This window comes from Spiroplasma endosymbiont of Polydrusus cervinus, from assembly GCF_964019755.1.
GTDB lineage: Bacteria > Bacillota_I > Bacilli_A > Mycoplasmatales > Mycoplasmataceae > Spiroplasma.
In genome coordinates, this window is sequence record NZ_OZ026469.1 from 581,675 (window position 1) to 594,777 (window position 13,103).

Genomic DNA, 13,103 nt, shown 5'->3' on the forward strand with positions numbered 1-13,103 from the left:
TTATTCCACCAGATAAAGTAAAAGTAAATAATAAAGATGTTAATAATATTATTAGTACTCAAGCATCATCTTATTTTAGAAGAAAAGATGAATTTGGCAATACTGTTGGTAGTGTTCAAATTGAGTATAATAAAATGGGTTTATGTAATGTTTGAGATATTTTAAATATGAATAATTTTATTAATCGCCAAGTTACTGTATTACCTTTAAACTATACACAAAAATTAGTGTTTAATCCTTTTACTATTCCAGGTGGTGTTGGTAAATTCCTAAACTTTATTTCGTTTGGTATTCCATGAGGCTGAGTTATTAATCAAGATGAAAAAACTTGACCTAATTTTCAATGACTTAATGGCTTTATGAGTGCTAATGTTTATAGTTTTTATAACCATGCTTTTTGAAGTGGTAATGCAAAAGGTAATGGTTATTTACCATTTGAAATATTTAGAGAACAAGGCAATGATAAAGTTGGTGCTATTTTTGGAGCAAATGCCACTAGTTTCGGGTTTACTACTTTATTAACAGATAAAATACAAGGTACTATTTTAACTAAAGATGGTTCACCAACAAGTGAATTAGTATATTCAACATATAATTTAAAACAATTAAATCAAAAAACTAATCGAGTTTATTTAATTAATGAATGTACAAGAGCAGTAGATGCTCAAACACCAGTTAGTGGTAGTGAAGAAGATAATGATTGTGAATTCTTACAAACACCTGATGGAACAAATTGTAGTTATATTATTGATATGTTTTCAATACAAGCATTATATAAAGGAAATTTTGAAATTATCTTTTATGCTGATAACCCATATACAAATAATGAAGAAGATTATTTACGATTATCAGTATGGAGTTTCAGAGGTAAAACAAAAAGTACCTTAAATAATTATTTACGCGATATGACAACTAATTATAAAACTAGTTTCTTATTACCACATGATTATGAAATACCAACCTTTAATTATCCACAATATGTTTTGCCACCAAAACCATCAAATCAAAGTAATTGAAAATTAATTGAATTATTTTTATCAATTAATTTTCAATTACCATTCTCTGGTGGTAGTTCTGGTTTAAAATTAGGTTCTTTTTTGCTATCTTTTTTATTTTCTCCGTTAGTAACTTTATCACAAGAAACTAAACTTGTTGTGCTTGTTCCAATTAAAGTGATTGCTGCTAAAATACTTAATATTTTTTTCATATTTATCCTTTCTTTTTTATATAGTTGTGTTTGATAATTTAATTAAAAATGAAAATAAAATTTGCTTATTTTCATTTATTTATGTTTAATAATTGTTTTAATTTACTTATTACTATTAAATTAATTATTTCTAATATCAATATTAATTTGTGTTTCATATGAATTTTGTTTTTTTTCAGTATTTTCTATTGTTTTATTTATACTTTTTAAAAATTGATCTTGGTCTAATGAAACATATTTAACAGGAATTTTTTTAAATTCCTTTCTACAAATCTCTAGTGCTGTCTTAAGTTTATTAATTTGAATTTTATTTTTATTTATTATAGATCTTAAATCTTTATATATATAAACTCCTGAACTTACAAGACTTGTTCCAAAATACACATTATCATTATCATCTACAGTTATTGATCTTGACACAGGTATTTTAGTTATTTTTGTTATATTATTTTTTTCTTGATTAAATATAAAACCACCTGCTTTATTATCGTTATTTTCTCCTCAAACTGAAAAATAAATTTTATTATTTGAATTAACTGAAATTGAAATAACACTTCCATTACAACTAATATGTTTAATAATTTTTAAATCTTTTAATATATAAATATTATTGGTTCCACCGATATAAACAGAATTATCTTTATTATTAAATCATATAAATCATACACCTTGCGCAGGAATATCAAGCGACAGAGCAATTGTTTCACCCTTTTTAATAATAAACACTTTATTAGCACTTAAAAAACCTAAATACAAATTATCATCTCTATCAATTGCTAGGGCAACAATATCAATATTAACATTATTATATCTTGTTAATACATTATTTTCCCATTTAAATAACCCTCTTGAATAAATAGAAAAATAACAAACGTTGTTGATATCTGTAACAATTCAACGAACACTTCCTTCTGTTCCATCAATTTTTGTTGCATTTTGTTCATTTGATTTTAATAAATAAAATCCTTTATCTGTAGCAAAATACATATCATTATTAATTTTATTAAAAGTAATTGACCAAACATTTGTATTTGGTATTCCATCAATTTTTGTTATATTATTTTCTTTTAAATTATAAACAAATGCCCCGGCATTTACAGTTCCTAAATAAAGTTCATCATAATTTTTTTCATTAAAACATACAAAATAAATATTATAACCCAATAATTTTTCTATTTTTTCAATATAAAAATCATCGTCAATACTTTTTTTGCTTCTTTTTAAATTTCCTAAATTATTTTTTTGTAAAGAATTAATTTTACTATTTTCTAGATTAATTTTTTCTTCTTTTTGATAAGGACTAGCAGCAATTGTTGTTGGTACAGCAGGTCCACTAATAGTTAATACACTTAATAAACTAAGTAATTTTTTCATACTTGTTTTTCTCCTTTTCTTAATCTTGAAACTTTTTATTGAAACTTTTTATCAAGATTCAGCTTTATTTTATATATATATATATATATATATATACAAGCAAAATTAGTGATTATTTTAAAAACTTTTATCTTGTTAAAAAGCTACTATTACATGTTTTAAGGGGTAAATTAGCAATTAAATATATTAAGTTTAGATTTATTATACAAAATATATTGTATTTGTGAACTATTAGTATATAATTAAACTTATAGGTTTAATCTTTTTCCGTAAAAAAGAGTTACGCTGACTTGTTAATCGGACAAGGATAAAAAAAGAGGAGTTTATAAAATGGCACTTACAAAAGAACAATTAATCGAACAAGGTTTAAGTGAAGAAATTGCAGAAAATATCTTAAATCAGTTTAATAATGAAGCAAAACAAATTAGAGAAAGTGTGCAAAAACGCGAAGATGTTATATCAAAAGAAGACTTTATTAAATTATCTAATGAATTAGATGAATTAAAAGCCTTTAAAGATGTTCCATCTACTAAAATTGAAGATATTAAAACTAATTTAGATAAAGTTAGTGGTACTTCTTTGGCTGAAAAAATGCAAACTTTAAAAGAATTAAAACCTGATTTGTTTATACAAGAACAACCATCAGTTTCACCAGCTAATTTAATTAAAGATATGATTGAAAATTCGGTTGAAAATAAGAATGATGAAATTGAAACTATTAAAGAAAAAGGAGCATATACTCCGGAAGAAATTAAAAAATTAACTGATTATACACTTAAAAACCTTAGATAATAAGGGAGTGAATATTATGGCAACAATTAATTTGCCACAAGTACCTCTTTTACATTACAAGGTAATACAACAGGTCAAAAAGCCTATGTTGATATGGTTAACGCTATGCTAAGAGGACCATTAATGAATGAGCATGCAAGTATTATGCAATATGCAACTGCTGAACAAGTTGCTTGATTACCTAATGCAGGACAAGCGTTATATAATTTAACTCATCGTGTGGTATGACAAGATGATTATTCATTACCAAATGGTGGGGCAACTCAAACAATGGGATTAACAAGAATTCCAGTTCCGATTGATAAAAGATTTAATTTAAAATTAATGAATGAAGCATTTGACTTAGCAATGATAGAACAAAATATTAAAAATGGTGTTATTGCTAACGCTATTTCTAGTATTGTACAAAATAAATTTGTTAACTTAGAATGTTAATTAATTCAAGCTATTTATGATTATTGTTTAGCAGATGGTCAATATGAAGTAATTCCATTTCGTAGTTATACAGCCGATAGTGCTGATGAAGCAAATAAAGCATTCTTTACATTAAATGAAACTTTGATTGAATTAACTAATCAAATTAGTAATCTATATTTTGGTTTGCCAACCGATAAAATGTTTATGGTTTTAGGTCGAAGAGCCTATTTAGGATTAATACCTGCTTATTTAAAAGTAATTGGTTCACAAGCTCAATTAAAAGCAATGGTTAATGGTGAATTATATGAAAATACCGCAATGGGTATTCCGGTATCGAAAAGTTTTCATTTAGAAAAAACATATACAAAAGGACAAGTTAACCGAGATAAGGGTTATAATTTTACTAATGTAAATGGTTTACTTATTAATAAACAAGTATGAGCATATCCAATTAATATGGATACTATTCAACAAGTTTTAGATAATGATACTGCTAACCCTAAATTAATTGGTAAAGTACAATATGCAACACCAACAATTTTATATCCAAAAACATGTAAGATTATTTTAGAAAAACAACCAACACAAGAAGAAATAAATACTGCTAAAAGTAATTTAAATAAAACATTTAGAGTGCCGGTTGATTATGAAATTTCTACACTAATAAATACAACAAAATCTAATGCAATTTTAACACCAGACGTTGCTAAAATAGATATTAGTAAAATTAATAAAATAGACAAACCAATCATTCATGTTGCAAACGCAGCAAGTACAACACCAGAAGAATTAAAACCACAATTTAAAGATGTTGTTTTAAAAGCAGTTAAAACAGTAGATAGTTCTTTAACTGAAAATGATTTTGATTATTCTATTAATCCTAAAGATGAAGACTGACCAATTGATATTACAAATGATAAAATTGTTGAAGTTTTAATTGAAGGTAAAAACAAAGCAACTGGTAAAACAAAGTCAATTGAAGTAGTAATTAAAAATTCTTAATAAACAATGAATTTATTAATATTACGAATTTTAACTTTATTAACAGAAAATTTAGGCAATAAACCTTTAATAAATAAGTTTGTTAATTTAATTAATAAGGTTAATAAGTTTGCTTCATATTATGCTAATCCTTTTCAAAAGATTACAAATAAAATTGAAGATATTTATCAGTGATTAAATCCTTATACTTATTTAAATTTAATTAAAAAAGATCATAAAAAAGAAATACAGCAAATATTAAATAAATTAGAAAAAGATAACAATATTAAAAATAGAGAACAATTTAAAAAAGAAAATTATCTAAATACTAATTGACAACCTTTAAATAGTAGTTGGCTTAATAGTGGTATGTTTAATATAACAAATAAGTTAACTTTAACAGGTAATTTAACTATTTTAATATATACAAAAACAGCAAAACATCCGAAATTTTATGGTCCATATGTTTATCCTAGTGTTCCAGTTGAAATTTGAAAATTATTAAGTAATGCTGTGTCTAATGCAGGAACTTTATTTTGGCGTTATTGATTAAGAAAATGATTACCTAGTCATTTAAGAGATTATATTAAAAAACGATTACCACAAGAATTAAAAGAAAAATATCCAAAAGGAAATATTAAATTAACATTACCACATATTCAAAAATTACAACAAATTAAAAGGTTTATTAATAATTTAAAGATTGGCCATTTTAATTTCAATTTTGCTGGTGAAATTAATAATAAAAAATGGTATCGAGAGCGAAAAAGTGATGTTAAAAATATTAAGAATTTATATAAAACACCAGTTAAAAGTATTTTTTATAAAACTAATCAAACTATTAAAAAAATTAAAAAAGTACAAAGAAAAGTTAATAGTTATAAACTATCTAATTTAAGAAATAAATATCGAAATCAATTAAGGGGTGTTTTATATGGAAAATAATTTAAGTAATTTGTTATTTATAACAGTTGAAGATGTTAAAGAAAGTAACCTTTGACAACCTATTAATGACCGTAAGCAATCTGCTTATAATGATAATTTAATTTATAATGCTATTTTAAAAACTAGTTTATGAATGGATAGATTATCAGGTGGCACAATTTCAGATAAGATTAATAAAAAAGATTTATTTCCCTGAGTGAAAAAAGATAATACTGGTTTAATTGAATATGATAAATGATTAAGTTATATTCAATCTGCTTGTTTATTAGCAGTTATGAATTGATATTTACCAAAAGGTGTTAATGATTTAACTGGTAGTGCATCTTTTTCACAAGGTGGAGTTGCTTATTCACAAACTAATGACCCCGAAGCAAATGAAAATATTACTAGAGATGTTAAAAATGCTTTAAAATTAGCTGGTGAAATAATTGATATTATATCTAGTAAAACGGTTGATAGACCATATAATTATCATTTAGGGAATTATGCTCATTCTTGAGAAGAAGAATATAAATATATTACTAAAAAAACACTTTATGACAGTTTATTATTTTATTTAAAAGAAAGAGTGCAAACTGATAACACTATTAATATTACTCATCCAACAATTATCGATTATAGTAAAATTGATTATAATGAATATATTAAACTTGTTGTTCCGTTTGATAATGATACGATTTATTATGAAAATAATGTATGAAAAGCAAAACAATGTTCAAGTGTAGAAACATCAATTGATAATAAAACTATTATTAAAAATGACCAACAACAATTAATGGTATCAGATGTTAAACAAGATAAATTAATAAGTGGAACAAATATTAAAACTATTAATGGGAATTCATTATTAGATAATGGTGATATATCTATTAATACTAATAATGATTGAGAAGTTGTGAATACTAGTGATTTTATATCAGATAGTAGTCATTATTATGACATTAAAAACTATGATAAAGATAATTATAGTTATCAAGTTTTTGTTCAAAATAATGAAAATAATCCAACTGGTGGATATGGTGGTATGGTTACAACAAATCCTAGGTTCCCATTTTCTGTTAAAGCCCCGATTGAAACAAATGATGGATTATCTTTTTATGTATCATTTTCACAAGGAAAAATTATATCATATAAAAATCAATACGGAACACCTGCAAAAATGCAAGCATTATATATTCAAAGAAAAAAAGTAAGTTAGAAAGGAATTTAATTAGTGAAACAAGATAAAACAACTTGATTAAAGGGTGTATTACCTTGAAATTGATTTAAAAAAGACCCTATTCCAACTTATAATTGAACTCATAAAGATATTAGAGAATGAGAAAAAAAATATAAAATTCGTAGCTGAGTAGTTAGTTTTTATACTTTAATATTTTTAGCATTAAATTGTTGATTAGAATATGGAATGATTGATGCAATTAAAGGTAAAATTGATTGATATAATTATGGTCAATATTGAGGTAATGGAATCGCTATTTTATTAACACCTTTATTTACCCATGGAATTCAAGGAATATTTGTTGCTAGTAGTAAACCAAAAGTAGATATGAAAATTGATATTCCACGATTAAAAATATCTAAAATGGGATTAGTATTTACAATTTTACCTTTAATTACTTTAATAATTTCTTTAATTATTATTTGAATTGATAAATCAAAATGAAAAAAAGACCATTTAAGATATAGACTGCACCCTGCTTAGTAAGTATTAATAAAAAGGTTTACAAACTTTCATTTATTATATATTTTTCTTTTTGGTTTGAATATCATTTATTTCATTTTTTAACATCATTAATATATTCATTATGAGATTTATAATTTTTATTATGGATTGTTCCTTTTTTAAGTAATGAATGAAAACTTTCAATAATAATGTTGTCTGCACAATGATAATTTTTACCCATTGAAATTATAATTTTGTTATCTAAACATTTACTATTGTAATCTTTAGATGTATATTGATATCCGTGATCTGAATGAATTATTATTTTATTTAAATCTTTTTTTATTTTTTTAATTTTATTAATTGCATCATTTAAATTATCAATTACAAGTTTGTTATTATTAAATTTTGATCATTTTACATCAATAATTTCTTTAGTATATCCATCAAGTATTGTTGATTGATAATGTTTTTTACCATTTCAAATTAAATAAGTTACATCAGTAAATAAAATTGAAAATCTTTCTTTAATATCATTAAAATTACGATTTACTAAATCAGGATATTTAATTATATTTTTATTTCTATTTTGTTTTATTAATATTTTTCTACGCATACGCTTTACATATTCAGCTTGAATATTATTTTCTTTCATAATTCGCAATACTTTCTTAGCATTATAAACAATGCCATAATCTTCTTTTAAATATTTGGTAATTCGACGATAACCAAATTGTTTTAAATTTTCTTCATAGACTTTTACAATATTTTTTAATGATTCGCTATCCTTACCATTACTTGAATAATTTTTATATTTATCTCAATAACTACGCTTTAAATCTGTTATATCAAGTAATAAATTTAGTGGATATTTATTAATGTTTTCTTTGATAAAAGATACAATTTTTCTTTTATTTAATTGTAAAAGTCATGAAGCTTTTTTAGTAATTCATACCTAACTTTGTAATAGTTTAAATCTCTTTTTTCAAATGATTCTTTTGGACCTTTATTGGTGTTTAAAATTCCTTTCTTAAAATTTTCATACCATGAAGCAACAGTTTTTTTATTAATTTGATATTTTTTTGCAATAAAACTTATACTATTATTTTTAACCTCTTGTACTATCATTTTTCGAAAATATGCTGTATATTTATTAAATTTTTGTCCTTTTCTTGCCATATAAAAATGCACCTCCTTTAAAGTTTAGCAAAGACTTTTTTTCTTTACTTACTTTTTTGGGTGCAGTCTAATATATTGTTTAGATTGTCGGATTAATCCGCGTGTTATTCAACCACGAATAGCAAAACAGTGAAATAATTTAGATGGTATAACAGAAGAAATATTTAAAAATATACAAGATGAAAATATTAAAAAACAAAAGCAAGAAAATAATAAAAAATTAAATATAAATAATAATTATGAAACCAATAATTAAATTTTATTAAAATAGACTATATATAGGGGTGGTAGATATTTTTGGGTGGTTATATATAGCTTAATTTATAAATTATTTTGTTCCGAAAGAATAGATGGCCACTGTTTGAGTAAGAATAAGAAAGGAAATATAAAAATGGAAATTAGTAATGAATTAGTAATTACTTTACTTGTATTAGCTGGTGCTGGTGGAATGGGTAGTCTTGGGATTATAGGCTTATCTGCTAAAAAAGTTAAAAAATATAAAGCAGAAATTAGAGAATTAAGAACTGCTGTTATTGCCCACGAAAAACATTTACGAGGGCCCGATTATGCAACAGAATTAGCCCTTAAAACAGGTCAAATTAAAAACGTTAAAAAACAAGTTAAAGTAAACGACAAAAAACAAGCACAAAAAGATTCTATTAGAAAATTAACAAATAGTATTTAAAAAAAATAACCAATTAAGGTTATTTTTTATTTTTCTTTGTTGTGACTTATATAAAAATTAATAAGATATTCTATTCGTTGAGAATAGGTATCAAAGTTAGATAATTGATTTCAAACTTTTTCTTCATTTTTATTTAAGTAAATATTAACATTTCGAATTTTACAAGAATAATATTTTCCTGTTTTTTGATTATATGATTCTTTCATAATATTAACCTTTATAATTAGCAATAATAATTGCATCTCTTAAATGATGAGATATTTTCTCATTATTATAAAATCAACCTTTACCATATTGATAAGTTAAATTATTATCTTTATCAAATTTTCATATACAACTGTCATTATATTTACTTAAATTTTCCATATTTTTAACAATTGATTTAGTATGTTTTGGTGATACTCAATTAATAATGTTGCGTACTTTTTCTGTATTGTATTTAACTGTTCCAATTACTTTTAATAAATCATCCCTATCTTTACTTGGATTAGCAGATGTATATAAACAATCCTCAATATTAATAATTGCATCTTGTATTAATTTATATAAAATATTATCAGTTTGTTTAATTCGATCATAATGTATATATTCCATTTTATCTATTAATTTATTGTCTTCATAAACAACAATAGCACTGGTACCGGTTCCTGATGGGTCAATACCTATTTTTATCAAGTGGTTCATTGCTCATCATTGTTAACTACTGGTACTACATTAGAAATATCATCTTCTTTAACTATATTATTGTTTGTGTCCGCTATTTCTCTATAAAATGGGGTATTTATATTATTTGATAGGGGTTCGTCACTTATCTGACCCTGATTTTTGGCGACAGTAATATCATTAAAGGGTATATAATCAAAATTACCATCTTCTTTAATTTCTTTTTCATCTAAATCAATGTCAGTAATATCTATACCTAATTCTTGTGCTAATTTACGATATAATTTTGCTTCAACCATTTATTTTGATCATTTATTTCAAGGCGAATATTCACTATTTCCACTTGGACTACTATTTTTTAAACGGTCAATGTCTGCTTTTCTTAATAAAATACCTTTTGTTTCGCCAGTTAAACGATTAATTCCAAAAGCATAAGCGCCAATAATATTTTCATATTGACTTGTATTTGTCATAAAATCTATTTCGTGTAATTTTGGTTTTTGTAAATCGGTATCTCATACAAATTTTTCACTTTTATAAATAATTCCTCTTTTTAACATTCAATTTTCTTGTTCCATTCTTTTTTGAAACACACTACTATCAATAATGGTTGTTAATTTATTTTTGAATGGAATAATATTAAAATCTTTTCCAAAAATTAAATCTTTATTACTTAAATTAATAATTCCTAAGGCTGTAATTTTTCCATTATCAGCATTACCAATCAAATTAATATAACTTTGATTATTTTTTAATTTTAGTTCTTGTAAAGCAATTAAATTATCTTGTAAATATTTAGCATTAACATTTAATTCATATGCTTTAATTGCTGTCGCTACTAATTCTTTTATTCCCATTTGATTATTCGTAATTATTTCTCTCCTTTATTTATTTTGAATTTAATTCCATTAACACCAATAGTATTAATATCTTTATTGCTATCTCATTGTTCTTTGATTTTATTTTTAACAACTTGTTCATCAACAATTAAATATTTTTTAATAAGATTAATAAGTTCTAATTTATCGGAATTTTGTAAAAAATCATCATTAATACCTAATATTTCAATATCTTTAATTAATAATTTTTCTTTAATAAAATTAATTCCAACTTTTTTTAATTGTTTTGGGTCAAGTGATTTATCAATTTGTTCAATTTCTTTCATTACACGAACTTGCTCATCTTCAATTTGACCAATATCCAGACCCATATCTTCACTTAAATTATTTGCTTGTTCTATTAGTTCTTGTTTTTTTAGTTCTTGTTCTTTAAATAATTCATTTTGTTTTTGTATTCGCACTTGATTAATGTTATTTTTAATTTCAATTTTATGATTTTCAATTGATTTTTCAAAATTAATAATATTAGTACGAATTCGATTTAAATCATCTTTGAAAGCTTTTATTAATTCCAATGGTTCTCTAAAAACAAAATCAATTTTACTAATAACACTTGGTATATCTTTTAAGCGTACATCTTCATAATTCGTGGCTACTCAATGATTTCGATGGCGAAGAATAAATTCTGCTAAATCTTGACCGTTATTATCAAATCATTCTTTAATTGGTAATGCTTTTAAACTTAATTCTTTAAAATCATTTCCTTTTAAATAAAATGGATAAGTAATATTTTTAATTTGATTATTTAATGTTAAATCTGCCATTATTAAATTTCCTCCAAATTCATATCCATAATTAAATTATCAATATATTCATAAGCACTTTCTTCTGAATAACATTCTTCTAATGCTATATTAAATAAATCTTCTTCGGTATAAGCTTTGCCATCTTTATCTTTTCACATATTATTCATAATTTATCACCTCGTAATCTGCTTCTTCATCTTCTAAATAATCAGTTATTAAACCTTTAACTTCATCAATTTCATATCATTTTAAATTTAAGTCAAAATCCGTTGACAATAAAACATTACCTACATGTCTTTCTTCATTACCAAATTTAAGATATAAATTTAATTCTCAACTCATATCATAATCACTATCAATTTGTGCATAAATAATATCTTTATTACTAATTTTTAATGCTTTATTATTAATTCATTTTTCATTTAAGTAATCACTAATACAATATGACATTTTTTTATTCCTCCTAATTCTTTTTATTGTTTAATGCTCAATATTCATCAGTAATATCATCCGTTGAAACTGGATATAATCTTAAAATTAATTCATTTAATTTTGTTGTTATTTTTTTATTTAACTTTTTTATAATTACCTCCATTAATTTATTTGTTTTATTTTTTTCTCAATTTGTAATATTTTTCAACCATCTGATGCTAAATCTAAAATATCGTTAATTTTGTAATGTTGCATATAAGAAGCAATAACATCTCATTTATCTTCAAATAAATTTAAGTACATTTTTGCTCATTCTAAACACTGTAAATCATAATGATTTTTATGATGAGAAATACGACAATTAACAGGTTGACAATTCACTCAATCAAATAATATTGTTATTTCATTTCAAGTTTTATTAATATACAAACTTTTATATTCCATTGTTTTTCCTCCTATTTTTAATTCGCTGGCACTCACTCCCAAGTGAAAGTGCCAAAGCGATAATTAGTTATATAAGTATTTATCTATTTATTTACTACGCCATCCGCTTCACTGAGGGTGAGCGGTGGCGATAATATATTTAATATTTATTTATTATTAGATAATAGACAGTTGTTTTTTATTGTTTACGCCAGAGAATTCTCTCTTCATCCGCACCATTTCAGGTCAAAACGTTCAGTTTTTAAAATAAATTCACTTGCACCTTGAAGAGCCTAGTGCTGACTTTGTGGTTTTTAAACCGCTGCCATCCTCGATGGGACACAATATCTATCGCAAATTTATTTATAAAGTGACCATCTCTATATTTATTGTCGTTTGATGTTGACCTTGCACTTATCACGACTATCGCTTAGTTTAAATATAACCAGCGCCGATTTACATGTTTCCTCATACACTATTTCAGTACTTGCCTCGGCTGGCTGTGGGAATGAGCTTAAACTCATGTTCTTATGGAAGCACTTAGTTATTTAAAATAATCGTCCCACTATGTATTAAGTTGTTTTATAAAATCAAAGTTTAAAAGAACCAGTTTTATCATCAAAGATAATTTTTGAATTTTCTAGTTTTTGATAAAATCGCTTTTGTTTTTTATCTTTTGTTCGATTTAATAAATCTT

Annotated in this window: 20 protein-coding genes and 1 pseudogene; 7 read left to right on the top strand and 14 right to left on the bottom strand. The window is 24.1% G+C overall.

Going from position 1 to position 13,103, the window contains the following annotated elements; translation table 4 throughout:
- Window positions 1-967 precede the first annotated feature (967 nt).
- Window positions 968-1,207 (bottom strand): lipoprotein, encoded by a 240-nt coding sequence (locus AACK78_RS07510; protein WP_422396885.1) that lies wholly within the window; start codon window positions 1,205-1,207, stop codon window positions 968-970.
- A 120-nt stretch (window positions 1,208-1,327) separates the two neighbouring features.
- On the bottom strand, window positions 1,328-2,581 hold the full coding sequence (locus tag AACK78_RS03650; RefSeq protein ID WP_338954376.1) for a hypothetical protein: 1,254 nt from the start codon (window positions 2,579-2,581) through the stop codon (window positions 1,328-1,330).
- A gap of 330 nt (window positions 2,582-2,911) precedes the next feature.
- Here AACK78_RS03650 and AACK78_RS03655 point away from each other — a divergent pair, with 330 nt between their 5' ends.
- The 6 genes from AACK78_RS03655 to AACK78_RS03680 all read left to right on the top strand — a co-directional run bounded on the left by AACK78_RS03655 (window position 2,912) and on the right by AACK78_RS03680 (window position 7,418).
- Window positions 2,912-3,373: a hypothetical protein gene (locus AACK78_RS03655; protein ID WP_338954378.1), complete on the top strand. Its 462-nt coding sequence runs from the start codon at window positions 2,912-2,914 to the stop codon at window positions 3,371-3,373.
- Window positions 3,374-3,496: 123 nt separating this feature from the next.
- Entirely contained in the window at window positions 3,497-3,808 is a 312-nt protein-coding gene (locus tag AACK78_RS03660) for a hypothetical protein (RefSeq protein WP_338954380.1), read from the top strand.
- A 123-nt stretch (window positions 3,809-3,931) separates the two neighbouring features.
- Complete coding sequence (locus AACK78_RS03665) at window positions 3,932-4,792, top strand: hypothetical protein (RefSeq protein ID WP_338954382.1); 861 nt, start codon at window positions 3,932-3,934, stop codon at window positions 4,790-4,792.
- Between the two features lie 6 nt (window positions 4,793-4,798).
- Window positions 4,799-5,716, top strand: coding sequence for a hypothetical protein (locus AACK78_RS03670; protein ID WP_338954384.1), 918 nt, complete (start codon window positions 4,799-4,801; stop codon window positions 5,714-5,716).
- Complete coding sequence (locus AACK78_RS03675; RefSeq protein ID WP_338954385.1) at window positions 5,706-6,914, top strand: hypothetical protein; 1,209 nt, start codon at window positions 5,706-5,708, stop codon at window positions 6,912-6,914. Before AACK78_RS03670 ends, AACK78_RS03675 begins: the two co-directional genes overlap by 11 nt.
- Before the next feature lie 15 nt (window positions 6,915-6,929).
- Window positions 6,930-7,418 carry a hypothetical protein gene (locus tag AACK78_RS03680; protein ID WP_338954386.1) on the top strand — a complete coding sequence of 163 codons (489 nt, stop codon included), beginning with the start codon at window positions 6,930-6,932 and terminating at the stop codon, window positions 7,416-7,418.
- Between the two features lie 19 nt (window positions 7,419-7,437).
- Here AACK78_RS03680 and AACK78_RS03685 read toward each other — a convergent pair whose 3' ends face one another.
- From AACK78_RS03685 to AACK78_RS03690, 3 genes and pseudogenes are all read right to left on the bottom strand, one after another.
- A complete protein-coding gene (locus tag AACK78_RS03685) occupies window positions 7,438-8,034 on the bottom strand; it encodes a DDE-type integrase/transposase/recombinase (protein ID WP_338954388.1) in 597 nt (198 codons plus the stop codon).
- A 21-nt stretch (window positions 8,035-8,055) separates the two neighbouring features.
- Window positions 8,056-8,328 (bottom strand): annotated as a pseudogene (locus AACK78_RS07515) (hypothetical protein); the annotation flags it as partial.
- A complete protein-coding gene (locus AACK78_RS03690; RefSeq protein WP_338954390.1) occupies window positions 8,295-8,558 on the bottom strand; it encodes a transposase family protein in 264 nt (87 codons plus the stop codon). The gene AACK78_RS03690 and the pseudogene AACK78_RS07515, both read right to left, overlap by 34 nt.
- 301 nt (window positions 8,559-8,859) lie before the next feature.
- Between AACK78_RS03690 and AACK78_RS03695 the strand changes: the two genes are divergently transcribed.
- The gene (locus AACK78_RS03695; protein WP_338954392.1) at window positions 8,860-9,243 is read left to right on the top strand and encodes a hypothetical protein; all 384 of its coding nucleotides are present in this window, start codon (window positions 8,860-8,862) and stop codon (window positions 9,241-9,243) included.
- Between the two features lie 26 nt (window positions 9,244-9,269).
- Here AACK78_RS03695 and AACK78_RS03700 read toward each other — a convergent pair whose 3' ends face one another.
- Genes AACK78_RS03700 through AACK78_RS03740 form a run of 9 tightly spaced genes read right to left on the bottom strand, consistent with a single transcriptional unit; the run spans window position 9,270 to window position 12,463 of the window.
- A complete protein-coding gene (locus AACK78_RS03700; protein WP_338954394.1) occupies window positions 9,270-9,449 on the bottom strand; it encodes a hypothetical protein in 180 nt (59 codons plus the stop codon).
- Between the two features lie 4 nt (window positions 9,450-9,453).
- Window positions 9,454-9,927 (bottom strand): hypothetical protein, encoded by a 474-nt coding sequence (locus AACK78_RS03705; RefSeq protein WP_338954396.1) that lies wholly within the window; start codon window positions 9,925-9,927, stop codon window positions 9,454-9,456.
- Window positions 9,912-10,205, bottom strand: coding sequence for a hypothetical protein (locus AACK78_RS03710; protein ID WP_338954398.1), 294 nt, complete (start codon window positions 10,203-10,205; stop codon window positions 9,912-9,914). The genes AACK78_RS03705 and AACK78_RS03710 overlap by 16 nt, the downstream gene beginning before the upstream one ends.
- Window positions 10,206-10,763, bottom strand: a complete 558-nt coding sequence (locus tag AACK78_RS03715; RefSeq protein WP_338954400.1) for a hypothetical protein — start codon at window positions 10,761-10,763, stop codon at window positions 10,206-10,208.
- Window positions 10,764-10,777: 14 nt separating this feature from the next.
- Window positions 10,778-11,569: a hypothetical protein gene (locus tag AACK78_RS03720; protein ID WP_338954402.1), complete on the bottom strand. Its 792-nt coding sequence runs from the start codon at window positions 11,567-11,569 to the stop codon at window positions 10,778-10,780.
- A gap of 2 nt (window positions 11,570-11,571) precedes the next feature.
- Window positions 11,572-11,718: a hypothetical protein gene (locus AACK78_RS03725; RefSeq protein WP_338954404.1), complete on the bottom strand. Its 147-nt coding sequence runs from the start codon at window positions 11,716-11,718 to the stop codon at window positions 11,572-11,574.
- Window positions 11,711-12,001: a hypothetical protein gene (locus AACK78_RS03730; protein ID WP_338954406.1), complete on the bottom strand. Its 291-nt coding sequence runs from the start codon at window positions 11,999-12,001 to the stop codon at window positions 11,711-11,713. The genes AACK78_RS03725 and AACK78_RS03730 overlap by 8 nt, the downstream gene beginning before the upstream one ends.
- Before the next feature lie 13 nt (window positions 12,002-12,014).
- Entirely contained in the window at window positions 12,015-12,146 is a 132-nt protein-coding gene (locus AACK78_RS03735) for a hypothetical protein (RefSeq protein ID WP_338954408.1), read from the bottom strand.
- On the bottom strand, window positions 12,146-12,463 hold the full coding sequence (locus tag AACK78_RS03740) for a hypothetical protein (protein WP_338954410.1): 318 nt from the start codon (window positions 12,461-12,463) through the stop codon (window positions 12,146-12,148). Before AACK78_RS03740 ends, AACK78_RS03735 begins: the two co-directional genes overlap by 1 nt.
- Between the last annotated feature and the right edge of the window lie 640 nt (window positions 12,464-13,103).